The organism is Streptomyces sp. HUAS TT11 (assembly GCF_051553595.1).
Lineage (GTDB): Bacteria > Actinomycetota > Actinomycetes > Streptomycetales > Streptomycetaceae > Streptomyces.
Genome location: NZ_CP196184.1, coordinates 1,312,329 through 1,335,276, shown reverse-complemented (window position 1 = coordinate 1,335,276; position 22,948 = coordinate 1,312,329). Strand labels below are relative to the sequence as shown.

Annotated in this window: 23 protein-coding genes; 9 read left to right on the top strand and 14 right to left on the bottom strand. The window is 72.5% G+C overall.

Annotated elements, in window-relative coordinates; all coding sequences use genetic code 11:
- Positions 1 to 250: 250 nt before the first annotated feature.
- The 4 genes from ACSHXN_RS06230 to ACSHXN_RS06215 all read right to left on the bottom strand — a co-directional run bounded on the left by ACSHXN_RS06230 (position 251) and on the right by ACSHXN_RS06215 (position 3,554).
- Positions 251 to 1,216 carry an acetylxylan esterase gene (locus tag ACSHXN_RS06230; protein WP_355129921.1) on the bottom strand — a complete coding sequence of 322 codons (966 nt, stop codon included), beginning with the start codon at positions 1,214 to 1,216 and terminating at the stop codon, positions 251 to 253.
- Between the two features lie 106 nt (positions 1,217 to 1,322).
- Positions 1,323 to 1,907 (bottom strand): Rv1733c family protein, encoded by a 585-nt coding sequence (locus tag ACSHXN_RS06225; RefSeq protein WP_355796867.1) that lies wholly within the window; start codon positions 1,905 to 1,907, stop codon positions 1,323 to 1,325.
- A gap of 275 nt (positions 1,908 to 2,182) precedes the next feature.
- The gene (locus tag ACSHXN_RS06220; RefSeq protein ID WP_438302780.1) at positions 2,183 to 2,956 is read right to left on the bottom strand and encodes a ferredoxin reductase; all 774 of its coding nucleotides are present in this window, start codon (positions 2,954 to 2,956) and stop codon (positions 2,183 to 2,185) included.
- A complete protein-coding gene (locus tag ACSHXN_RS06215; RefSeq protein WP_438302779.1) occupies positions 2,949 to 3,554 on the bottom strand; it encodes a sulfite oxidase-like oxidoreductase in 606 nt (201 codons plus the stop codon). Before ACSHXN_RS06215 ends, ACSHXN_RS06220 begins: the two co-directional genes overlap by 8 nt.
- Before the next feature lie 248 nt (positions 3,555 to 3,802).
- On the opposite strand from ACSHXN_RS06215, the gene ACSHXN_RS06210 reads away from it, so the two are divergent.
- Together ACSHXN_RS06210 and ACSHXN_RS06205 are read left to right on the top strand one after the other, a co-directional pair.
- The gene (locus ACSHXN_RS06210) at positions 3,803 to 4,729 is read left to right on the top strand and encodes an NADP-dependent oxidoreductase (protein WP_438302778.1); all 927 of its coding nucleotides are present in this window, start codon (positions 3,803 to 3,805) and stop codon (positions 4,727 to 4,729) included.
- A complete protein-coding gene (locus ACSHXN_RS06205) occupies positions 4,726 to 5,442 on the top strand; it encodes a GNAT family N-acetyltransferase (RefSeq protein ID WP_355129931.1) in 717 nt (238 codons plus the stop codon). The genes ACSHXN_RS06210 and ACSHXN_RS06205 overlap by 4 nt, the downstream gene beginning before the upstream one ends.
- Before the next feature lie 18 nt (positions 5,443 to 5,460).
- Here ACSHXN_RS06205 and ACSHXN_RS06200 read toward each other — a convergent pair whose 3' ends face one another.
- On the bottom strand, positions 5,461 to 5,946 hold the full coding sequence (locus ACSHXN_RS06200) for a MarR family winged helix-turn-helix transcriptional regulator (protein WP_356113157.1): 486 nt from the start codon (positions 5,944 to 5,946) through the stop codon (positions 5,461 to 5,463).
- Positions 5,947 to 6,215: 269 nt separating this feature from the next.
- Here ACSHXN_RS06200 and ACSHXN_RS06195 point away from each other — a divergent pair, with 269 nt between their 5' ends.
- The 3 genes from ACSHXN_RS06195 (at position 6,216) to ACSHXN_RS06185 (ending at position 9,716) form a co-directional block, all read left to right on the top strand.
- Positions 6,216 to 6,992: a putative protein N(5)-glutamine methyltransferase gene (locus tag ACSHXN_RS06195; RefSeq protein ID WP_355129934.1), complete on the top strand. Its 777-nt coding sequence runs from the start codon at positions 6,216 to 6,218 to the stop codon at positions 6,990 to 6,992.
- Positions 6,993 to 7,107: 115 nt separating this feature from the next.
- Positions 7,108 to 9,123: an FAD-dependent oxidoreductase gene (locus ACSHXN_RS06190; protein ID WP_438302777.1), complete on the top strand. Its 2,016-nt coding sequence runs from the start codon at positions 7,108 to 7,110 to the stop codon at positions 9,121 to 9,123.
- Positions 9,124 to 9,152: 29 nt separating this feature from the next.
- Positions 9,153 to 9,716, top strand: coding sequence for a PadR family transcriptional regulator (locus tag ACSHXN_RS06185; protein WP_355129938.1), 564 nt, complete (start codon positions 9,153 to 9,155; stop codon positions 9,714 to 9,716).
- 15 nt (positions 9,717 to 9,731) lie between these two features.
- On the opposite strand, the gene ACSHXN_RS06180 is transcribed toward ACSHXN_RS06185, so the two are convergent.
- From ACSHXN_RS06180 to dhaK, 4 genes are all read right to left on the bottom strand, one after another.
- Entirely contained in the window at positions 9,732 to 10,661 is a 930-nt protein-coding gene (locus ACSHXN_RS06180) for a fibronectin type III domain-containing protein (RefSeq protein WP_438306434.1), read from the bottom strand.
- Between the two features lie 332 nt (positions 10,662 to 10,993).
- Positions 10,994 to 11,410 carry a PTS-dependent dihydroxyacetone kinase phosphotransferase subunit DhaM gene (locus ACSHXN_RS06175; RefSeq protein ID WP_355129942.1) on the bottom strand — a complete coding sequence of 139 codons (417 nt, stop codon included), beginning with the start codon at positions 11,408 to 11,410 and terminating at the stop codon, positions 10,994 to 10,996.
- A complete protein-coding gene (dhaL, locus tag ACSHXN_RS06170; protein WP_355129944.1) occupies positions 11,403 to 12,002 on the bottom strand; it encodes a dihydroxyacetone kinase subunit DhaL in 600 nt (199 codons plus the stop codon). Before dhaL ends, ACSHXN_RS06175 begins: the two co-directional genes overlap by 8 nt.
- 35 nt (positions 12,003 to 12,037) lie before the next feature.
- Positions 12,038 to 13,030, bottom strand: coding sequence for a dihydroxyacetone kinase subunit DhaK (gene dhaK / locus ACSHXN_RS06165; RefSeq protein WP_355129946.1), 993 nt, complete (start codon positions 13,028 to 13,030; stop codon positions 12,038 to 12,040).
- Between the two features lie 994 nt (positions 13,031 to 14,024).
- On the opposite strand from dhaK, the gene ACSHXN_RS06160 reads away from it, so the two are divergent.
- Positions 14,025 to 15,380 carry an NAD(P)/FAD-dependent oxidoreductase gene (locus ACSHXN_RS06160; protein WP_355129947.1) on the top strand — a complete coding sequence of 452 codons (1,356 nt, stop codon included), beginning with the start codon at positions 14,025 to 14,027 and terminating at the stop codon, positions 15,378 to 15,380.
- 94 nt (positions 15,381 to 15,474) lie between these two features.
- On the opposite strand, the gene ACSHXN_RS06155 is transcribed toward ACSHXN_RS06160, so the two are convergent.
- Positions 15,475 to 15,840 (bottom strand): DUF6479 family protein, encoded by a 366-nt coding sequence (locus tag ACSHXN_RS06155; RefSeq protein WP_356291456.1) that lies wholly within the window; start codon positions 15,838 to 15,840, stop codon positions 15,475 to 15,477.
- Positions 15,841 to 15,960: 120 nt separating this feature from the next.
- Here ACSHXN_RS06155 and ACSHXN_RS06150 point away from each other — a divergent pair, with 120 nt between their 5' ends.
- Complete coding sequence (locus ACSHXN_RS06150; RefSeq protein ID WP_355129951.1) at positions 15,961 to 16,359, top strand: ferredoxin; 399 nt, start codon at positions 15,961 to 15,963, stop codon at positions 16,357 to 16,359.
- Positions 16,360 to 16,495: 136 nt separating this feature from the next.
- Positions 16,496 to 17,677 (top strand): acyl-CoA dehydrogenase family protein, encoded by a 1,182-nt coding sequence (locus ACSHXN_RS06145; RefSeq protein WP_438302776.1) that lies wholly within the window; start codon positions 16,496 to 16,498, stop codon positions 17,675 to 17,677.
- Positions 17,678 to 17,683: 6 nt separating this feature from the next.
- Here ACSHXN_RS06145 and ACSHXN_RS06140 read toward each other — a convergent pair whose 3' ends face one another.
- The 4 genes from ACSHXN_RS06140 to ACSHXN_RS06125 form a co-directional block, all read right to left on the bottom strand.
- The gene (locus ACSHXN_RS06140; protein ID WP_355129955.1) at positions 17,684 to 18,682 is read right to left on the bottom strand and encodes a Gfo/Idh/MocA family protein; all 999 of its coding nucleotides are present in this window, start codon (positions 18,680 to 18,682) and stop codon (positions 17,684 to 17,686) included.
- Positions 18,679 to 19,704, bottom strand: coding sequence for a Gfo/Idh/MocA family protein (locus tag ACSHXN_RS06135; RefSeq protein ID WP_355796884.1), 1,026 nt, complete (start codon positions 19,702 to 19,704; stop codon positions 18,679 to 18,681). The genes ACSHXN_RS06140 and ACSHXN_RS06135 overlap by 4 nt, the downstream gene beginning before the upstream one ends.
- A gap of 62 nt (positions 19,705 to 19,766) precedes the next feature.
- The gene (locus tag ACSHXN_RS06130; protein ID WP_355129959.1) at positions 19,767 to 20,528 is read right to left on the bottom strand and encodes an SDR family oxidoreductase; all 762 of its coding nucleotides are present in this window, start codon (positions 20,526 to 20,528) and stop codon (positions 19,767 to 19,769) included.
- Between the two features lie 15 nt (positions 20,529 to 20,543).
- Positions 20,544 to 21,707 carry a phytanoyl-CoA dioxygenase family protein gene (locus ACSHXN_RS06125; RefSeq protein WP_355129961.1) on the bottom strand — a complete coding sequence of 388 codons (1,164 nt, stop codon included), beginning with the start codon at positions 21,705 to 21,707 and terminating at the stop codon, positions 20,544 to 20,546.
- 137 nt (positions 21,708 to 21,844) lie between these two features.
- Between ACSHXN_RS06125 and ACSHXN_RS06120 the strand changes: the two genes are divergently transcribed.
- Positions 21,845 to 22,882, top strand: coding sequence for a LacI family DNA-binding transcriptional regulator (locus ACSHXN_RS06120; protein ID WP_438302775.1), 1,038 nt, complete (start codon positions 21,845 to 21,847; stop codon positions 22,880 to 22,882).
- The last annotated feature ends 66 nt before the right edge of the window (positions 22,883 to 22,948 follow it).

The following is a 22,948-nucleotide window of genomic DNA, read 5'->3' as shown; positions in this document are numbered from 1 at the left end:
GGCAGCCGGGTGCGCTCTGCATCCGGAGGCTGCCGGCGCCGCCCGGCAGCCGAGCGGGTGCCCGCACGGTGGTGCGACCCGGCCGGGCAAGGACCCCGGCCCGCGGCCCGGAGCGCCTGCCCGACGCGTGCCGGGTGGGAGGTGCCCGCCCCGATCAGTCCTTCGGACCGGAGCGCGCGTCAACGGCACGGCTCGGCCGGCGGACGCAGGAAGCGGGCGCCTGCCCGGTGCCCGCCGTCCCCCCGGCTCGTCAGAGACGGGCCGGCAGCCAGCGGAGCTTGACCGCTTCCTGGTAGGGACCGCCGCCCTCGTGGTCGTTGAAGTCGTACACCTCGATCTTCTTGTCCTCGTGCGCCCAGGCGTTGAACGCGGCGAACACCGTGGACGGGGGACACGTCTCGTCCTCCAGCGCGGCCGAGAACAGCGCGGGGGCCCGGCCGCGCGCGGCGAAGTGCACGCCGTCGAAGTACGACAGCGTGCGCATGACCCGCTCGGTACGGCCGCGATGCGTCTTGAGGTAGTTGCCGATCTCCCGGTACGGGTTGCGGTCCGTGAGCTTCGTGGCGCGCGGGAAGTCGCACAGGAACGGCACGTCCGGTGCCACCGCCACCAGATCCGGTACGAGGCCGCCGACCGCGATCGTGATGCCGCCGCCCTGGCTGGTACCGAGGACCGCCGTGCGGGAGGCGTCGGTCAGGGGGTGCGAGCGGGCCGCCTCGACGGCCCGGACCCCGTCCGTGAACAGCCGCCGGTAGTAGTACGTCTCGGGGTCGTCGACCCCACGCGTCATGAACCCGGGGAACGCGGGAGCACTGCCCACCGGGTCCGGGGTGTCGCCGCCGCCCCATGCGCTGCCCTGGCCCCGGGTGTCCATGACGAAGTGTGCGAAGCCCGCCGACGCCCACAGCAGGTGTGTGTGCGGAAGGGCGCGTCCGCCGCCGTAGCCGATGAACTCCACGACCGTGGGCAGCGGGCCGTCCACGGACGACGGCACGGTCAGCCAGCCCTTGACGGGATGACCGCCGAACCCGGCGAACGTCACATCGTGGACCTGGACCGTCCGCAGACCCGTGTCGACCGGTTCGAAGCGTGCGTCGAGGTCGTGCTCACGGGCCTCCTGCAGCGTCTTCGCCCAGAACGCGTCGAAGTCCGAGGGCTCGACGGAGGCGCTGCGGTACGTGCGGAGTTCGTCGATCGGCAGGTCGAACAAGGCCATGAAGGACCCCTCTGGCATCGGGCATGCGAATGATCACACCGTACGGGGGCCGTTCCGGACCCGCCAGCCCCCTGGCGCCCGCCCCCGCCGCACGAGGGCACGCCCGTCACGCCGTCCGCCGCCCCCACTCCGGACCCGTGCGGGCCCACTCGGCCTCCCATTCCGCCATGCGGTGGCGCTCGGCGACCCGGCGGATCACGGCACGTCCCAGCAGGACCGTCCCGGCCGCTCCGGCCGCGGCCCACACTCCCGTGGTCAGGGCGTGCTGCCACACCGCGGTGTCGCTCGGTGGCGCGGCGACGCTCCGGTCCCTCGCGTCCAGCCACACATCCGCCCGGTCGCCGCGCAGCGAGCCCGCCGGGACCCGCGCGACGGCGGTCCGTGTGCCCTTGTCCGGCTCGGTCCAGCGCACCTTCACCCGGTACTGGGGCTGCTTGCCGCTCTGCGCCGAAGGCACCTGGGCCGGCGCGTCCTCGAGGAGCACCGCGGACACCTGATGGCGCTCGGCGCGCTGGGTCAGCTGAGTCGTGTGCGCGGTGCCGTAGGCCCACAGACCCGCGGCCGCGCCGGCGAGCGGGGCGCCGAAGCACAGCAGAACGGTGAGGAGCGCGGCAGTCCACGCCTCGACGACATCCGACCTGCGGCGCAGCGGATTGCGCCGCCAGCGCCAGCCGCGCACCCGGGTTCGCATCTCGACCTCCTTGCCGCCACGTCCCGCTCGCGTACGGGCCGGGACCTCCGCCGCGCGGGACAAGCATGGAACCCGCGCGCCTTCCCGGCCACGAGAGGGACCCCCTCGGCCAAGCACCGCACCACCCCTCCGCGCCACCCGCGACCGTGGAGCGAGCGCTCACGGCCGTGTGCCCGCGGGGCGCGCGACGCTTCCGACATGAAACGGCCTTTTACCCCGATTCTCCTCTCGGGCGAGGTTCCCGGCCATCCGGCCCCGAAACCCCGGACCGGGGGTCAGCCGAAGCGTTCGACACGGATGCGGTCCACCGGCTGCCCCGCCTCGACGAGCAGCCGGGATGCGTGCTCCGCGAAGCCGTTCGAGCCGCATACATAGGCCTCCCACCCGCCGGGCGGCGCCTCGGCGACCAGCGGCGCCACATGGGCGGCCGACATCCGGCCCACGGGCACCCCCGCGGGGGCGTCGCGGGTGAAGACGGGCGTGGTCTCGGCCCCGTACTCGGCCGCGTAGATCAACTCCCGCGGTCCGCGCGCCGAGACGAGAAGCCGCAGGGGCACCCGAAGACCGTGCGACCGGTGGTGGCGCACCATCGACATCAGCGGGACGACACCGGAGCCCGCGCCGACCAGCAGCGCAGGCCGGTCGCCCGGCCAGGCGAAGAAGCCGCTCAGCGGGCCCCGCACCTCGACGGTGTCTCCCGGCCTCGCCACCGTGTGGAACCAGCCGGAGACCTCACCGCCCTCGACACGGTCCAGGGTCAGCTCGATGTGCCCGGCGTCGTCCGGCGGTGACGCGATCGAATAGTGGCGCTGCGCCACATAGCCGTCCCGGGCGGTCAGTCGCAGCAGCAGATGCTGTCCCGGCAGATGCCCCGCCCACCCGGGCACCGCGAAGCGGAAGGTGGCCGCGTGCGGTGTCTCCCGGCGGATCGCCGTCAGCGTCGCCGTCCGCCACGCGGACGCCGTGCCGCCGCCCACGGCGATCCGGCCGGGTACGGCGAAACGCGTGGGCGGCACGAACGGCCCGGGGTTCGGGGTCGTCTCAGTCACCGGAGTACCGCTGCTCCTGCCAGGGGTTGCCCCGTGCGTGGTAGCCGTTCTGCTCCCAGAAACCCGGCTCGTCGTGGTCGAGGATCCTGAGGCCGGCGATCCATTTGGCGCTCTTCCAGAAGTACAGGTGGGGTACGAGCAGCCGGGCGGGACCACCGTGCGCGGCGGGCAGCGGGCGGCCCTCGTACTCGAAGGCGATCCAGGCGCGCCCGCCGCTCAGATCGGCCAGCGGCAGGCTGCTGGTGTAGCCGGTGCGGGAGTACGCGACGGCGTGTGTGGCGGTGGGCCCGGGCCCGACGAGGTCCAGGAACACGTCCAGGGAGACCCCCCGGAACCGGGTCCCGAACTTCGACCAGCCGGTCACGCAGTGGATGTCACCCTCGTAGGCGGACGCGGGCAGCGTGTGCGCCTCCTCCCAGTTCCAGGTGCGGGGCTCGGCCACCAGACCGTCGATGCGGAGGGTCCATTCGGCGGCGTCCAGGTCCGGCGTCACCTCGGCGGACAGGACGGGCCAGTCGTCGCGCGCGTCGTACTGGCCGGGTGGCAGCCCGGGATCGGGGACGCGCGGGCGCCCGGTGAAGCCTCGGGTGACGTTCATGGGGGGTGTTGCCTCCAGGCCGCCGGTACGGCACGGCCGGTTCGTGCGTGATCGATGCGTACGCATGCAACGGTACGCGTTCGCCCGCACGCCCCCGCCACCCCACCGGACGCGATCATTGCGAGTGCATGAACTCCGCGCCGGCCCGGGAATAGCCGCCGGGTGATCTTCCTTGCGGTGTAGTGGCCGGAACCGGTGGCGCCAGCGGCGGTGGGTCCGGCGAGCAGCGAGGGAGAGTGAGGCTGGACATGCCCAAGGCGTACGCGTACACGCGGTACGGCGGACCCGGGACCGAGGCGTTCATCGACGTGGACCGACCGGCCCCGGGACGCGGGGAGCTTCTCGTCGCCGTGCGTGCGGCGGGTGTCAACCCGATCGACTGGAAGCTGCGCTCGGGCTTCCGGCGCCCCGGCGACACGGGCACGCCCGAGTTCCCCGTCGTGTTCGGCAGTGAGGCCGCGGGCGTGGTAGAGGAGGTCGGCGAGGGCGTGACCGGCTTCGCCGTCGGGGACGCCGTCTTCGGCAACACCGTGGCCGGCGGATACGCCGAGTACGCCGTGCTGCCCGCGGCCGTGACCGCGCATGTGCCGGACGGCCTGTCCTTCACGGACGCGGCGGTGCTGCCCGTCGCGGCCGCCACGGCCTACGACGGGATCCGCGGTCTGGACCTGCCCGCGGGCGCGACCGTACTGATCACCGGCGCGGGCGGGGGAGTCGGCGTCGCCGCGGTCCAGCTCGCCCGCCACTTCGGCCTGCGCGTCATCGGCACGGCCGGTGAGGGCAAGAAGGACTTCGTCGAAGGCCTCGGCGCCGTGCACGTCCCGTCGGGACCGGATCTGGCGGCCCGGGTGCGGGCGGCCGTGCGGGGCGGCATCGACGGCGTCTACGACCTCGTCGGCGGCGATGTTCTGACCGAGGCGGCGACCCTGCTCGCCGACCGCTCGAAGTTGGTCACCGCCGGAGCGTCGCCCCAGGACGTCGAGCGGCTCGGCGGTTCACGCGTGGTCCGCGCCCGTACGGCCGCCGTGCTCGACGAGGTCGCCCGCCTGGTGGGACGCGGAGATCTCGATCCCCGGGTGACCGAGACCTTCCCGCTCGAACGGGCCGGGGACGCCCTTCGCGCGGTCGAGGGCGGCCACGCCCGGGGCAAGATCGTGATCGAGGTGGGCGCATGAGCACCGGTCGGCACGTCCTCGACAACCCCGCACTCACCTCGCTGACGGGACCGCACGCCCGCTTCGCCGAGCGCCGGGGTCGCGTCCTGCGCTACCCCCTGGACGTGTCACCGTGGGTGGGACTGCCCGACGAGCCCGGCGCCGACGACTGGGCCGACCTCGCGGCGCTCGCCGGTCCGGGGGCCGAGGCCCCGATCCCCGGCTTCGGCGGTCAGGTCCCCGAGGGCTGGGAGATCACCTTCGCCCTCGACGGGGTGCAACTCGTCGACGACGGCCTTGCCGCCGCGCCCGACGCCGAGGCCGTACGGCTCACCCGCGCCGACGTGCCGGAGATGCTGGACCTGGTCGAGCGCACCCGGCCCGGACCGTTCCTGCCGCGCACCATCGAGCTGGGGACCTATCTGGGCATCCGCCGGGACGGCGCGCTGATCGCCATGGCGGGCGAGCGGCTGCACCCGCCGGGCTGGACCGAGATCAGCGCCGTGTGCACCGATCCCGCCTTCCGCGGTCAGGGCCTCGCCACCCGGCTGATCCTGGCGGTCGCGCACGGTGTCCGCGAACGGGGCGAGACCCCGTTCCTGCACACCGCGGCGGAGAACACCGATGCCATCCGGCTCTACGAGTCCCTCGGCTTCCGGCTGCGCCGCACCACGAGGTTCCTCGCGGCGCGGGTTCCGCAGCGTGCGGGGGACGAGCAGACCGTCGGGATCTGATGGTGCGCCGGCCGGTCGTCAGTCGGTGACCGGCGTCGCGGCCGCAGCCGCGTTGTACCGCAGCAGATACGCCGCGAAGCGTTCCAGGTCGGCCTCCGACCAGCCCGCCAGCCGCTCCTGGAACGCCTTGCGGCGGCTCTCGTCGACCGTGGCGAGGATCTCGCTCCCCGCCTCGGTCGGATACAGCACCTGCACCCGGTGATCGTCCGCATCGAGCCGCCGCCCGATCAGCCCGGCCCGCTCCAGGGCCGCCACCTGCCGGCTCACCGTGGACTTGTCCAGCCCGTAGTGGGCGGCCAGGTCGGTCGAGCTGCAGCCGCCGCTCTGCTCCAGATGTCCGAGCAGGGTGTACGAGACGAGCGACAGCTGCGGATGCATGCGCCCGGCCGTGGCGCGGGCGCGGCGGGCGAACGCGGTCAACTCGCGGTTGATGGTCTCGACCGCCGCCCGGGCCGCGGGGGCGCGTTCCGCCGCGGCCCCGGCGGATCTCTCGGCTGTCGTCACGGCACTTGGACCTCCTCGCACGTATGGTTGCACTGTACAACTTGACGGGGGAGCCGTCGGCGCCGGCCCGTCCGGCGAGGTCTTCGGCGTGCGGACCTCCTGCTAGGGTGAGCGCTCCGGCCGTGGATCGCCCCGGCCATTCGTACCGAGGGAGGCGAGACCCATTACCGCTGTGTCAGCCCGGGTGCTCTCCCCTCACAACGGCGTGGATCGGCGCCGGTAGATCACACGAGGGCGCCCTTCGGTCAACCGGAAGGCTTCTCGGCTCCATGCCACCCCTTTCACTCTCCGACCTCGTCTCCGCGCTGCGTACCGCCGGCTGTGTCTTCGCCGAGGACGAGGCGCAGCTGATCCTCTCCACCGCCCGTACGCCCGACGAGGCCGCCGCCATGGTCGAGCGGCGCGTCGCGGGCCTGCCCCTCGAACAGGTCCTGGGCTGGGCGGACTTCCACGGTCTGCGCGTCACCCTGGAACCCGGGGTCTTCGTGCCCCGCCGGCGCACCGAGTTCCTCGTCTCCCAGGCGGTGGCCCTCGGGCGGCACGCCCGCGTGGTCGTGGATCTGTGCTGCGGCTCGGGCGCGGTGGGCGCCGCCCTCGCCGCGGCGCTCGACGGACCCGAACTGCACGCCGCCGACATCGATGCGGCCGCCGTGCGCTGCGCCCGCCGCAATCTCGCCGCATACGGCGGCCGGGTGCACCAGGGCGATCTGTTCGCCGCCCTCCCCGAGGAACTGCGCGGCCGTGTCGACATCCTGGCGGCCAACGTCCCGTATGTGCCGACGGACGAGGTCGCCCTGCTGCCGTCCGAGGCCCGCGACCACGAGCCCCTGGCCGCCCTCGACGGCGGCCTCGACGGTCTGGACGTCCTGCGGCGGGTCACCGCCGGGGCGTGGCGGTGGCTGGCCCCCGGCGGGCTTGTCCTGGTGGAGACGAGCGAACGCCAAGTGCCCGGTGCCCGCGAGGCGTTCACGCGCGGCGGGCTCGACGTCCGGGTGGCCGTCTCGGCGGAGCTGGGCGCCAACGTGCTGATCGGCGCCCGCCGGTAGCGCGGGCGCCCGGCCGGACCGGTGAAGCTCACACCCCCAAGGTTGTGCAACTAGTTGCACAATCGAGGCGCGGTCGTTTACAACGGATTCACGACACGCCGTACGGAGGGCCCCGATGAGCCGCTACCCGCATCTGCTGACCCCGCTCGACCTGGGCTTCACCACGCTGCCCAACCGCGTGCTCATGGGCTCGATGCACGTGGGCCTGGAGGAGGCCGAGCGCGGCTTCGAGCGCATGGCCGCGTTCTACGCGGCCAGGGCCCGCGGAGGGGTGGGGCTCATCGTCACCGGAGGCATCGCTCCCAACGAGGCCGGACGTCCCTATGAGGGCGGCGCCAAGCTCACCACCGACGCGGAGGCCGAGCAGCACACCGTCGTCACCGAGGCCGTCCACCGCGAGGGCGGCCGGATCGCGATGCAGCTCCTGCACTTCGGCCGGTACGCCTACCACCGGGACCTCGTGGCGCCCAGCGCGCTCCAGGCCCCGATCAGCCCGTTCGTGCCGCACGCGCTGACCGGGGCCGAGGTGGAGCAGACGATCGAGGACTATGTGCGGGCCGCCTGCCTGGCCTGTCGGGCCGGGTACGACGGCGTCGAGATCATGGGCTCCGAGGGCTACCTCGTCAACGAGTTCATCGCGGCCCACACCAACCGGCGCGAGGACGGCTGGGGCGGCTCGTACGAGAACCGGATGCGCTTCCCGGTCGAGATCGTCCGGCGGGTCCGGGCGGCGGTCGGTGAGGAGTTCATCATCGTCTACCGGCTGTCCATGCTGGACCTCGTGCCCGGCGGGTCGACGCTCGACGAGGTCGTCACGCTCGCCAAGGCGGTGGAGGCCGCGGGAGCGACCATCATCAACACCGGCATCGGCTGGCACGAGGCGCGCATCCCGACCATCGCCACCTCGGTGCCGCGCGGCGCGTACACCTGGGTGACCAGGAAGGTCATGGGCGCCGTCTCCGTACCGCTCGTGACGACCAACCGCATCAACACCCCAGAACTGGCAGAACAGTTGCTCGCCGAGGGCCATGCCGACATGGTGTCCCTGGCCCGCCCGATGCTGGCCGACCCGGAGTTCGTCGCCAAGGCCGAGGCCGGGCGTCCCGAGACCATCAACACCTGCATCGGCTGCAACCAGGCCTGTCTCGACCACACCTTCAGCGGGCAGATCACGTCCTGCCTGGTCAACCCGCGGGCGTGCCACGAGACCGAACTGGTCCTCTCCCCGACGCGGCTGCGCAAGAAGGTCGCCGTGGTCGGTGCGGGTCCCGCCGGGCTCGCCTGTGCCGTCTCCGCCGCCGAGCGAGGGCACGACGTCACGCTCTACGACGCGGCGGACGACATCGGCGGTCAGCTGAACATCGCCCGCAGGGTCCCGGGCAAGCAGGAGTTCGACGAGACGATCCGCTACTTCCGCACCCGGCTACGACAGCACGGCGTGGACGTCCGGCTGAGCACCCGAGTCGCTGCGGGCGACCTCGCCCACCACGACGAGGTCGTCGTCGCGACCGGCGTCACCCCGCGCACCCCCGAGATCCCGGGCATCGACCATCCCAAGGTGCTCGGCTACCTCGACGTGCTGCGCGACGGCGCCCGCGTCGGTGATCGGGTCGCCGTCCTCGGGGCCGGCGGCATCGGCTTCGACGTGGCCGAATACCTCACCGACGGCGGTGAGAAGGCGAGCGAGGACCCGGCGACGTACTTCCGGCACTGGGGCGTCGACATGGACTACCGCGCCCCCGGCGGCCTGACCGCACCAGAGCGTCCCTCCCCGCCGCGCACCGTCCACCTCCTGCAGCGCAAGACCTCGAAGGTCGGCGCGGGACTCGGCAGGACCACCGGCTGGATCCACCGCACCGAGCTGAAGCACCGGGGTGTGACCATGACGCCGGGCGTGACCTACGACCGGATCGACGACGCCGGGCTGCATCTCACGGTGGACGGCGAGAGCCGGCTTCTGGAGGTCGACACGATCGTCCTGTGCACCGGACAGGAGCCGCGCCGGGACCTGTACGAGGAGCTGGTGGCCGCGGGCCGCACACCGCACCTGATCGGCGGGGCCGACGTGGCGGCCGAGCTGGACGCCAAGCGCGCGATCAAGCAGGGCACCGAGCTGGCCGCGGCGCTCTAGGTGCCGCACGCCGTCCTTAGGATGGGTCCATGTCACTCCCGCACGCGATCCTGACCGCACTGCTGGAGAAGCCGTCGTCGGGACTTGACCTGACCCGGCGCTTCGATCGGTCGATCGGCTACTTCTGGTCGGCCACCCACCAGCAGATCTACCGTGAGCTGGGACGGCTGGAGGGCGAGGGCCTCATCCGCGCGCTGCCCGCCGAGCAGCCGGCCCGCGGGCAGAAGAAGTCCTACGAGGTCCTGCCCGCGGGCCGCGCCGAGCTCGCCCGCTGGACCGCGGCGTCGCAGGATCCCAAGCCGCAGCGCGACGTGCTGCTGCTGCGGCTGCGGGCCGCTGCCGTCGTCGGCACCGAGGGGATCGAGGCGGACCTGCGCCGCCATCTCACCTTGCACCAGGCGCAGTTGGCCGAGTACCGGGAGATCGAGGAGCGGGACTTCGGGACCGGCAGGGACTCGGTGCAGGACCGTCTTCAGCACCTTGTGCTGCGCGCGGGCATCGACCTGGAGACGTTCTGGATCCACTGGCTGACCCATGCGCTGGAGGAGTTCGGCACGCTGCCCGCCCAGAAGGGACCGCCGGGGAGCGGCTGAGCCCGGCGCGGGGACTCAACGGCCCGTCGTCACCGTCCGTTCCGCGGAGAGACCGCCCCAGGTGCCGTCCGGCAGCTTCGCCTGGATCCGCACCCGGTGGGTGACCCCGGCGTCCCGGCCCACATAGAAGCTGTAGGTGGCGGTCGAACGCGGGACCGTGCCGCCCCAGACGAGCGAGGTGGCGGGTTGGCCGTCGAGGTGTATCCGGTACTCGGTGACAACACCGTCCACGTCCGGCGCCACCCATGCGAGATCCAGGTAGTACGCCCCGTCGGCCCGGTGGGTGGTGGCTCGGAACCGGGCCGGCGCCGTCCCCTGCGCGTCGCCGGAACCGCGCGGAGTGGTCAGCGCCACCGCAGGGCTCGCCGCCGAGAGGTTGTCGGCGGCGTCCCGGGCCCGGACGGTGAACGAGTAACGGGTTCCGGGCCGCAGACCGGTGACCACGGCCGCCGTCTGGCCGCCGCTCACACTGTGGATCTTCGAGTCGCCCTGGTAGATGTCGTACGACGCCACGCCCCGGTCGTCCGTCGAGCGTGCCCAGGCCAGTTGGACCGCCCGGTTCCCCACGGTCCTTCCCGTCGGGTGCCCCGGGCGGGACGGCGCCCGTTCGTCGGCGGCGACGGCGGCGGGGGTGGTGGCGCGGACCTCCCGGCTCGCCGGACCGAGTGCGCCGTCGGTGCTCCGGGCCCGTACCGTGAAGGCGTACGACGTCGAGGGCGCGAGCCGGACGACGTCCACCATGTGCTCGCCGGCCCGGACCTCCTGCACCTTGGCGCCGCCGCGGTACACCGCGTAGGCGGCGATGTCCGGACCGCCCTCCACCCGGTTCCACATCACGTGCACGCTGGTCGCGCTGCCCGCCACCGCGGTCACGCCCATGGGAGCCGGGGGAACACCTCCGCCGTCCTCATGGCCGCCGCCCCAGGCGCAGGACGCCAGCAGCAGAACCGAACCTTAGATCACCGGCACGGGAGCGCGTCGCACGGGCTGCCTCCCCTCGACAGGATTGGTCTGTACCTGTATGCCATGGATGACGTGGTCGCATCAAGAGGGAGGGTGATGGTCACCGGGATGCTCGCCGGCTACGTATGCTGGTGCCGGACTCGGCATGAACTCGCTTTCTTGTCAGGGCAGTTCGGGCCGACGGCGCGGACCGCTGTCGTCGCTGATCCCGTGCCGGCGAATGCGGCCGAGCGACCGGGCCCGATGGGCGCACCGGCCGCTCGGCCGCCCGGCGAGCGGGCGGTCCTGGACGGCCGAGGTTCACCGGAGCGCCGTCACTCCTTGCGGTAGGTGTACGCCTCCGTGGCCGCCGCCTCCACCGCGGCCAGGTCCGCGCCCGCAGACGCCGTGACCACGGCGGCGACGGCGCCCTCGACGAAGGGCGCGTCGATCAGCCGGGTGTTCTCCGGGAGTTCGTCGCCCTCCGCGAGCAGCGCCTTCACGGTCAGGACGGCGCTGCCCAGGTCCATGAGCACGGCGACGCCCGCGCCCCGGTCCACCGCGGCCGCCGCGGCGCAGACCAGCTCGGCACTCGTCCCGAGCCCGCCGTCGGCCGTACCGCCCGCCGGGGCGACCGGCGCCGTCGGGCCGCCGCCGGTCAGCCCTCTGGCCAGGTCGGCGACCGACTCGGCGACGGCCGCGCTGTGCGAGACGAGCACGATGCCGACCAGCTTCGTGGGGGCCTCACTCACCTGCGGCCTCCACGAGTGCGGCGATCAGCAGGGCCGACGAGGTGGCACCCGGGTCCTGGTGCCCGATGCTGCGCTCGCCCAGATAGCTGGCGCGGCCCTTGCGGGCCTGCAGCGGCGTCGTTGCGACCGCACCCTCCTCGGCGGCGGCACGCGCCGCCTCGAACGAGGTACCGAGGGCCTCCACCGCCGGCACCAGCGTGTCGACCATGGTCTTGTCGCCGGGTGCCGCACCCCCCAGAGCCATGAGCGCCTCCACACCCGCTCGCAGCGCCTGTGCCAACTGCTCCCGGCTGACCTCGGCAGCGTCCCCGAGGGTCTTGCCGGTGCGGCGCAGCAGGGTGCCGTAGAGCGGACCGGACGCGCCTCCGACCGTCGAGATCAGCTGCCGGCCCGCGAGTTGGAGGATCTCGCCGGGGGTGTCCGGCGACTCCTTCTCCAAGGTGGCCGCGACCACGCGGAACCCGCGTTGCAGGTTGCTGCCGTGGTCGGCGTCGCCGATCGGTGAGTCGAGCTCGGTGAGCCGCTCCGCCTCGCGGTCGACGGATGCGGCGGCCGCCGCCATCCAGCGGCGGAAGAAGTCGGCGTCGAGCACTGGATCTCCTTGCGTGGTAGGGACGTTGACCTCACTCACCTGCCCCAGCGCAGCGCCGCGGTGCTGACCGGAGCGTCCCACAGCCGCAGCAGTTCCTCGTCGACCTGGCACAGGCTGACCGACGCGCCGGCCATGTCCAGGGAGGTGACGTAGTTGCCGACCAGTGTGCGGGCCACGGGGACGCCCCGCTCGGCGAGGACCCGCTGGACCTCCGCGTTGTACCCGTACAGCTCGAGAAGCGGTGTTCCGCCCATCCCGTTGACCATCACCAGTACGGGGTTGCGCGGCTGGAGGTCGTCCAGGACGGCGTGCACCGAGAAGTCGGCGATCTCCCGGGACGTCATCATGGGCCGCCGCTCGCGCCCCGGCTCGCCGTGGATGCCGATGCCCAACTCCAGCTCGCCTGGCGGGAGATCGAAGGTGGGGGTGCCCTTCGCCGGTGTGGTGCCCGCGCTGAGGGCGACACCGAAGCTGCGGGAGTTCTCGTTGACCTGCCGAGCGACGGCCTCCACACGCTCCAGGGGCTGTCCCTCGTCCGCCGCCGCACCCGCGATCTTCTCGACGAAGACAGTGCCCCCGGTGCCGCGCCGTCCCGCCGTGTAGAGGCTGTCGGTGACGGCGACGTCCTCGTTCACCAGGACTTTCGCCACCCGGATGCCCTCGTCCTCCGCGAGCTCCGCCGCCATGTCGAAGTTCAGCACGTCACCGGTGTAGTTCTTGACGATCAGCAGCACGCCCGCGCCACTGTCCACGGCCGCCGCCGCGCGCACCATCTGGTCGGGCACCGGGGAGGTGAACACCTCGCCGGGACAGGCCGCCGACAGCATTCCCGGGCCGACGAAGCCACCGTGCAGCGGCTCGTGCCCGGAACCGCCGCCCGACACGATGGCCACCTGACCGGGGACGGGTGCGTCACGGCGCACGATCACCCGGTTCTCCACGTCGACGATCAGCTCGGGATGCGCGGCCGCCATGCCCCGTAGCGCGTCCGCGACCACCGTTTCCGGGACGTTGATCAACATCTTCACGGGTACCTCCTGGTGAGCCTGGCAGTGGCCCCCGACCTGCTGGTTCCTCGGCCGGAGTCGATGGTGGGTGCGGTTTCGTTCGCGGTGGTCCTTGACGGCGGGCAGCGGCCCGCGGTGGTTCGGCGCCGGTCCGGCGGCCGACGTCACCGACCGGCCGCCTGGCAGGCGTTTCATACGAATGGGCGGTGTCGACAGTGCACTGTTGGAAGTATCGGCGCTCGCGGCGCGATGGTCACGTGGGTGGACGTTCTTGGTCGCACGCGTCTTCACGCTGCGGGCCCGCCCTCTTCCGTGGCGCGCCGTTCGTGGAGGGATCTTCCGATGCGGAATCCTCCGAGGCGGTTTGCCGCCGGTGCAGGGTCCGGCTCCACTGCCACAAGCCGCTGGACCCCGCGACGATCGGGCGGACCCTCCCCTTCGCCCTGCGGGGGCGTCCGCAGGCTTCTCGCGGGGACGGGTCCCTCGCCGTCACCGGTCCGACCGACCGCACCCGCTTCCGGCCGTTCGTGCCCACGCGCGTCGAGAAGGACCACCGTGCAGGACGTCCCACCGGCCGTGGTGCCGTCGGCCCACCGGGCTGTCTGCCCGGGCCGCCACGGCCGGCCCGACAAGGTCGTGAGGACCCCGCCGAGGCCCCCGGTACCCGCTTCCTCGGCATCACGCCGGAACAACTGACGCCGGTCCGGGCGGGGTTCGCAATTCCGGATGCGTACGAGCCCAACCGCTGAACCACCGGCGGCCACCATGGGCACGACCCCTGCCGCAGGGCGCCGCGGTCGCGCAGCACCGCCGCGACCCGGACGACGTCGTCCTGCGGGGCACCGGGCCCGCACCGCCGACCACGGTCCGGTCCCGTCAGGGACGCGCGCCGCCGCCGGGCCGGACCGGGGCGGGCGGACCGCACCGGTCGCGGCGCCCCACCGGTGCGGATGCGGGCGTGGGCCGTGTTCCCTAGCGTGGCAGGCGTCGACGTCTCCGTCTGGAGGGACCTGCCATGGCCGTGCCCCGGATCCTGATCGTCGGTGGTGGATTCGCCGGGATGGAGACCGCGCGCAAGCTGGAGCACATCCTCAAGCCCGCGGAGGCTTCGCTGCGGCTCGTCACCCCCTACGACCACCAGCTCTATCTGCCCCTGCTGCCGCACGTCGCCGCCGGGATCCTCACCCCGCAGTCGGTCGCGGTCTCGCTGCGTCGGCTGCTGCGCCGCACGGTCATCGTGCCCGGCGGAGCCGTAGGCGTCGATCCCGGCGCCAAGGCCGTGGTGGTCAGGAAGATCAACGGCGAGATGACCGTCGAGCGCTACGACTATCTGGTGCTGACCCCGGGCAGTGTGACCCGCCAGTTCGACATCCCGGGGGTGGACCGGCACGCGGTGGGCATGAAGACGCTGGCCGAAGCGGCCTGGGTGCGCGACCACGTCATCTCCCAGCTGGACCTCGCGGCGGCCAGTTCCGACCGTGCCGAGCGCGAGACGCGACTGCAGTTCGTGGTGGTCGGCGGTGGTTACGCCGGTACCGAGACCGCCGCCTATCTGCACCACCTCACCGCGGCCGCCGTCAAGCGCTACCCGGGCCTCGACCCCGCGCTCATCAAATGGCACCTGATCGACATCGCGCCCAAGCTCATGCCCGAACTGGGCGACCGGCTCGGCGCCAAGGCCCTCACCGTGCTGCGGCGGCGGGGCCTGAACATCTCCCTCGGGGTCTCGGTCGCGAAAGCCACGGAGCACACCGTGACCTTCACCGACGGCCGCGAGCTGCCCTGCCACACCCTCATCTGGACGGCCGGGGTCGCCCCCAGCCCGCTGATCGCCACGCTCGACGCGGAGACCGACCGGGGGCGGCTGGTGGTCCGGCCCGATCTGCGGGTGCCCGGCCTCGACGGCGTGTTCGCGCTGGGGGACGCCGCCGCCGTGCCCGATCTCGCCAAGGACCACGGCGCGCTCTGCCCGCCGACGGCCCAGCACGCGATGCGTCAGGGGTGGAACGCCGCGAAGAACGTCGCGGCGGCGCTGCACGGGATGCCGCTGAGTCCCTACCGGCACCGCGATCTGGGGCTGGTCGTGGACCTCGGGAGCGCGGACGCGGTGTCCAAGCCCCTCGGTGTCGATCTCACCGGCGTCCCCGCACAGGCCGTCGCGCGGGGCTACCACCTCGCGGCACTGCGCACGGTCCCGGCCCGCCTGCGCACCCTGACCAACTGGACCCTCAACGCACTGGCGGGCTACGACTTCGTCCGGACCGGCTTCCAGGCGGAGCGTCCCGCCACACTCAAGGACTTCGAGCGGACCGACGCCTACCTCACGCCCGATCTGATCGCCTCGCACACGATGAACACGGGGAAGCGCTGACGGGCGCCGCGGAGAAGCGCTGACGGAGCCGCGGGGGATGCGGCTCCCGGCGTCCCGGACACGGTGGCAGCCGTGCGGCGCCCGGGCGGGAGCCTCACATCGGTGGGCCGCCGCCCGTCCCGCTTCCGCCGACCGGGCCGTCCCAGCGACGGCGCCGTGCCGAGGGGCTCGGACGCGAGCCGAGGTTGCCGTGCGCCTTCAGCCGGTGGGGGGTGAGCCGGCGACCGTTCCTGGGGATCTCCTCGGGTTCGCGGTTCTCCAGGACCGTGCCGACCGGGCCGCCCTCGGGCAACCGCGGCTGTTCCTCCGGACGGGGCGGGGCGGGCTCACGGCCGCGGATGCGTGCACCCAGCCAGAAGGCGCCGATCAGCAGTGCCACCACGATCACGCCCGCCACGAACGGTCCCATCCGGAGCAGGGGGTCGCTGTCCGCGGCGATCTCGAGCGATGCAGTAGTCATCCGGCGTGGGTACCCCCGAGGCCGGTGACGAACCGGATCACCCGGACCGCGGGTGGGCCGCCTCGTGTGCCGGGCGGTCCGGTGCGGGTCCGGCCGTTCCCCGGCCGCACCGGGTTTGGCATGCTCCGCCCCGGCTACCCGCACCCCGTGACGACGACATCCCAACAGGAGGTCTACCGCTTCCTGGAGGACCGCTTCGCATGCGCGCAGTCGTGTACCCAGTGCGCGCGGGTGTGCGCCCTGCGAGCGAGCCTCGCGGAACCGGACGGGACCCACGACCAGGAACTTCTGCGGCGCAAGGGCATCATGTGCGCGGAGGTGTGCGACGCCACCTGCCGGGTGCTCTCCGAGCAGGAACGGCAGGACGAGAACGCGGTCCGCGGTCAGGTGGAGTGGTGCCGACTCGCCTGCCTGGAGTGCGCGCACGTGTTCGATACGGACTCCGGCGGCGCGGAGGCCGCCCGGGCCTGCCGCGCCTGCGCCCGGGCCTGCAGCGATTTCCTCCGGACGTTGAGCTGACGGATCCCGGCGACGGCCCCTGCCCCGGCCGTCCGGCGCACGGGCGGGGTCTTCCCCGTTCACCGCCATTCCCAATTTCTGAAACACGTTCTACGGTGTGCGCCGTCAGGACCGGCTTGCGGAACCTGGAGGCGCCGTGCATCTCGACTACACGCCCGAGCAGCAGCGCTTGCGCACCGAACTGTGCGGCTACTTCGCCCGGCTGGTGCCGGACAACGCCTACGCCCGCTACGCCGATCCCGCGACCCAGAAGCGCTTCTACCGCGACACCGTCCGCCGCCTGGGCGCCGACGGCTGGCTCGGCGTGGGCTGGCCCAAGGAGTACGGCGGGCGCGGGCTGACGCCGATGGAGCAGTTCGTCTTCTTCGACGAGGCGGCCCAGGCGGGCGTCCCGCTGCCGCTGATGGCCCTGAACACCGTCGGTCCGACGATCATGCGGTTCGGTACGGACGAGCAGAAGGCGTACTTCCTGCCGAAGATCCTCTCCGGTGAGATCGACTTCGCGATCGGCTACAGCGAGCCGGAGGCGGGCACCGACCTGGCGTCCCTGAAGACGCGCGCGGTGCGCGACGGCGAGGGGCACTACGTCGTCGACGGGCAGAAGATCTGGACCACCAACGGCGACACCGCCGACTGGGTGTGGCTCGCCGTGCGCACGGATCCCGTGGCACCTCCGCACAAGGGCATCACCATGCTCCTGGTGCCGACCTCGGACCCCGGCTACTCCTGCACGCTCATCCGCACGCTCGCCTCGCACGACACCACCGCGAGCTACTACGAGAACGTCCGGGTCCCGCTCTCCCACCGCGTCGGCGCGGAGAACGAGGGCTGGCGGCTGATCACCAACCAGCTCAACCACGAGCGCGTCACCCTCGCCGCGCACGGCACCATGGCGATCCGCGCCCTGCACGACGTGCAGCGCTGGGCCATGGAGACCAAGCTCGCCGACGGCCGCCGCGTGATCGATCTGTCCTGGGTCAGGCGCCACCTCGCCCGGACGCACACGAAGCTGGATGCGCTGAAGCTCCTCAACTGGCGGATGGTGAACTCCGTCCAGGAGGGCACACTCACCCCCCAGGACGCCTCGGCCGTCAAGGTCTACGGCTCCGAGGCGCGCCGCGACGCCTACGCCTGGCTCATGGAGATCGTGGCGGTCGCGGGAGGGCTGAAGGAGGGCTCGGCGGGCGCCGTGCTCCACGGCGAGCTGGAGCGCGGCTACCGTTCGGCCGTGATCTTCACCTTCGGCGGCGGCAACAACGAGATCCAGCGCGAGATCATCTCCTGGATCGGTCTGGGGATGCCGAGGGTGCGCAGGTGACGCCGGTCAGCTGCGCGGCCGGGGCGCGAATCCCGCCTTCTCGTAGCACTCGTCGATGAGCCGCATCGTCGCCAGCGCATCCTCCGCGTCGAGCCGCAGCGGCTCCCCGCGCCGGACGCGGGCGGCGAAGGCGTCGATCTCGTAGGCGTACGAGGACCTGCGGCCCAGTTCCTCCGTGCGCTCGCCGGCCTCCGTGCGCACCACGACCCGGTCGTCCTGGTGCGGCAGCACGAAGTCGACGGCGACGGCCTCGCCCCGGGTGCCGACCACCCGGCAGGTCGCCCGCCAGGCGTCCTCCACCATGGAACAGCGTGCGGAACCGGTGACGCCGCCGGGGAACTCGAGGTCCGCGTCCAGCCATGCGTCGACCCCGGGAGCGCCGGTGCGGTCCCCGCCGCGCGCCGAGACGAGCCGGGGAGCCCCGCCCGCCCACGGGGCGAACATCCGCTGCGCGTGCAGTCCGTAACACCCCAGGTCCATCATGGCGCCGCCCGCCAGGGGCAGCGACCAGCGCACGTCGTCGTCCGGCGGAGGGGTCATGGCCACGACGGTCTCCACATGCCGCAGCTCACCGAGTTCACCGGAGGCCAGCAGCGTGTGCAACCGCTGGTTGACCGGATGGAAGAGGTAATGGAAGGCCTCCATGAAGACGGTGCCCGCCTTCGCGGCCGCGTCCCGTACCTCGGCCGCCTCCTCGGCGTTGCTCGCGGACGGCTTCTCGCTCAGCACATGCTTGCCCGCGCGCAGCGCCGCGAGGTTCCACGGGCCGTGCAGCCCGTTGGGGAGCGGGTTGTAGACGACCTCGACCTCCGGGTCGGAGACGAGATCGGCGTAGGAGCCCACGACCCGCTCCACGCCGTGGGCGTCGGCGAAGGCCCGCGCCCGGTCCCGGTCGCGGGCGGCGACCGCCACCAGACGGTGGCCGCCCTCGCGGGCCGGGGAGACGAGTGCCCGTTCACTGATCCGGGCCGCGCCCAGGATCCCGATCCGCAGCGGCTCGCTCATCCCTTGTCCACCTCATCCATGCCGTGCCGAACCTCGTCCATCCGCACCGGGCGGTGCTCCGCCAGCGAGAGCGCACAGGCCTCGGCGATCCAGCTCGCCTCGATGGCGTCGGCAACGGTACACGGCGAGGGGGTGCGCCCCGCCACGACCTCCGTGAAGGCGGTGAGTTCGGCACGGTAGGCGTCCGCGAAGCGGTCCATGAAGAAGTGGTGCGGGGTACCGGCCGGGAAGGTCGCGCCGGGTTCCACGGACCGCAACGGCAGCTTGTCCTCCAGGCCCACGGCGATGCTGTCCTTCATACCGTGCAGTTCCAGGCGGACGTCGTAACCGCGCGCGTTGTGCCGGGAGTTGGAGACGACGGCCAGTGTGCCGTCGTCCAGGGTCAGGATCGCCGAGGCGGTGTCGACATCGCCGGCGGCCGCGATGTACGCGGCACCGCGGTTGCCGCCGGCCGCGTACACCTCGGCGACCTCCCGCCCGGTCACCCAGCGCACGATGTCGAAGTCGTGCACGGAGCAGTCGCGGAAGATGCCGCCGGAGACGGCGACGTACGCCTCCGGCGGCGGCGCCGGGTCCAACGTGGTGGAGCGCACGGTGTGCAGTCTGCCGAGTTCGTCGGCGAGGACCGCCTTGCGCGCCGCGACACAGCCCGCGTCGAAGCGCCGGTTGTAGCCGATGTGCACCTCCACACCGCTGTCCCTGACCGCGCGCAGCACGGTCAGGGACTCCTCGACGGTCTTCGCCACCGGCTTCTCGCAGAAGACGGGGACGCCCGCCTCGACCGCGGCGAGGATCAGGGAGGGGTGCGCGTCCGTGGCGGCGGCGATCACGACACCGTCGACCCCGGCGGCCAGCAGCGCCTGGGGCGAGTCGGCCACCGTCGCCCCGAAACGCTCCACCGCCGAGGCGGTGGCCGCGGGCGCGGGGTCGGTGACGACCAGCGACTCCACCGCGTCCAGTCCGGCGAGGGTGGCCGCGTGGAAGGCGCCGATACGGCCGAGGCCCAGGATGCCGATACGCATGAGAGGTTGCTCCGATCGTTCGTGGAAAGCGGTGCGTGAAGCGGTTCGTGCGGGTGGCGCTGTCAGTCGAGTCCGCCGAGGACGATCTGGTCCCAGTCGATCACCGAACCGGTCACCACACCGCTGCGGTCGGACAGCAGGAAGACGACGAAGTCGGCGATCTCGTCGACCTGGCCCAGTTTGCCCATCGGCTGCGACTTTGCCGCCTTGCGGCGCCAGTCGTCGCCGGCGCCGTGGAAGGCGCGCTGGACGGCGTCCTCGCCCTCGGTGTCCGTCCAGCCGATGTTGAGCCCGTTGATCCGGATCCGGTCCCAGCGGTGCGCGTGGGCGGCGTTGCGGGTCAGACCGGCGAGTCCGGCCTTGGCGGCGACGTAGGGGGCGAGGAAGGACTGCCCGCCGTGGGCCGAGGAGGTGATGATGTTGACGACGGTGCCGGGTGCCTCGCGCGCCACCATGTCCCGCACGGCCGCCTGCATCGCGAAGAACGGCGCCCGAAGGTTGATCGCGATGTGCGCGTCGAACAGCTCCGGCGTGGTGTCCAGCAGAGAGCCGCGCGAGGTCAGTCCCGCCGCGTTCACGAGGCAGTCGATCCGGCCGTGACGTGCCACGGCCTCCGCCACGCTGCGGCCGGCCTGGACCGGGTCGGCGAGATCCGCCTGCACGAAGGTGGCGCCCGACTCGGCGGCGAGTTTCTCGCCCACCTCGGCCCGCCGCCCGCTGAGGACGACGCTCGCGCCCTCGCGTGCGGCGGCCCGGACGATGCCGGCGCCGACCCCCTGGCTCCCGCCGTTGACGAGGACGACCTTCTCGTCCAGAAGTCCCATGGTCGCTGTGTCCTTTCAGATCCGGCGGCGTTCGGCGCCGGCCCGCAGTTCCTCGGCGAGCCGTTCGGGGCTCCAGCCCTCCGACAGGGCCCGCGACACGCTGTCCGCCTGGGACGGCGGCGCCAGCCCGTCGACCGGCGGGTCGAGGTCGAGATTCGTGGGGAAGGGGTAGCCCTCGGCGCAGGCGGCGACCACTCGGCGCAGCCAGTCCTCGGCGGCCCCCTCGCCCTTGCGCCGCAGCAGCACCGGGTACACCGAGTTCGACACCGTCTCGCGGTCGACCGTCTCCATGGCGCGACCGAAGGCGGAGGAGATCTGCAGCAGGTTCGCCATGCGCCTGATGTCCGTGGACCGGTTGTGTCCTGCGGCGTGGAACAGGGCGGGGTTGAAGAACGCCGCGTCACCCTTCTCCAGGGGCAGCTGGACATGGTGCTCGGCGAAGTACGCGACGAACTCGGGCCTGCGCCAGGCCAGATAGCCCGGTCCGTATTTCTGGGAGTGCGGCAGGTACAGCGTCGGGCCGGACTCCACGGGCATGTCGCAGTGCGCCACCGCGCCCTGGAGGGTCAGCACGGGCGAGAGGCGATGGACATGGGCCGGGTAGTGGGCGGCCCGGTCCTGGGTGAGGAACCCGAGATGGTAGTCGCGGTGCACGCTCTGTGCGGCGCCGCCCGGGTTGACCTGGTTGATCTGCGACGTGATCTGGTAGCCGGGACCCAGCCAGGCCTCGGCGACCAGCGCCAGCATGTCGTTGGCGTAGTAGTCGGCGAACGTCTCGGGGTCCCGGACCGCCATCTTGTCGAGCGCGTTCCACACCCGGTCGTTGGCGCCGGGCCGGGCGAAGTGGTCGCCGCGGGCGCCGCCCGCCGCCCGTTCCTCCTCGATGACCGCGGTGAACGCGGCACTCGCCCGGTCCACCACGGTGAGATCGGGGAACGCCCGCTTGAGCACCACGATGCCGGGCCCGTCCATGAGGGCACGCACCCATTCGCTCTGCACGCCCCTCGGGTCGGCGGCCCTCAGCCGGTCGCTGTCGTACCGGAGGACGTCCTGCTCGACCCCCTCGGCAAGCGGATAGTCACCCGGATCGGTGCGCTGGTCGACCAGGGCGCGGAAGGCGTCGAGGTCGCAGTCCTGCTCCCCGAACCAGATTCCCGGCCCCGTGGCGGTGAGAGACATCGCAAGGTCCTTTCGCCGTGCCGTCGTCTCCGCCAGTCTTGTGAACCCGAGCCCGTCATTCAATGAGCAGAAACCCATCAAAAAACCATCATCGGCAGCCGCCGGCACCAGCCGTCGCCGACCCCCGGGACACAGCCATGGGACACCCGTACACCATCCGTGAGATCGCACGTCAGGCCGGACTGAGCCAGGCCACCGTCGACCGTGTCCTCAACCACCGGGGCGGGGTCCGGGAGAGCACGGTGCGCGAGGTGCATCAGGCGATCGAGGACCTGGACCGGCAGCGGACACAGGTCCGCATCGGTGGACGTGCCTTCATGATCGACATCGTGATGCAGACCCCGGCGCGGTTCTCGTCGGCGATCCGCGACGCGCTGGAGGCCGAACTGCCCTCCCTCCAGCCCGCCCTCGTCCGCTCCCGCTTCCACTTCCGGGAGACCTGTCCGCCCGCGGAGCTGGTCGGCATCCTGGAGCGCATCGCCCGGCGAGGCACCCAGGGCGTGATCCTGAAGGCCCCGGACCTGCCGGAGATCACCGCGGCCGTGGGCAGGCTGGTCGCGGCCGGGATACCGGTGGTCACCCTGGTCACGGACCTTCCCGGCAGTGCGCGCCACGCCTATGTCGGCATCGACAACCGGGCCGCGGGTGCCACCGCCGCCTATCTTCTCGACCAGTGGCTCGGCGAGCGGGCCGGACATGTGCTCGTCACCATCAGCCGGGGCTTCTTCCGCGGCGAGGAGGAGCGCGAGATGGGGTTCCGCGGCGCACTGCGGATGTCGCGGCCCGGGTGCGCGCTGGTCGAGGTCACCGACAGCGACGGACTGGACGCCACCCAGCGTGACCTCGTGCTGAGCGCGCTGAAGCGGGATCGCGCGATCAACGCCGTCTACTCCATCGGCGGCGGGAACGCCGCGACCGTGGAGGCCTTCGACGCGCTCGGCCGCGAGGTGGCCGTCTTCATCGCGCACGACCTCGACCGCGACAACACCCGGCTGCTGGGCGAGCGCCGTATCTCCGCCGTGCTCCACCACGACCTGCGCCAGGACATGCGCCGCGCCTGCCAGACGGTGATGCGGGCGCACGGAGCGCTGCCGGAGGAGGGCCCGCACCTGCCGTCGCCCATCCAGGTGGTCACCCCGTTCAACCTGCCGCCCGAAGCGGTCGCGGAGGGTTGAGGAGGCGGCCGGGCGCATTCACACTGACGACGTGGACGCGGATCCGGGGTTCTTCGGGCCCTCCTC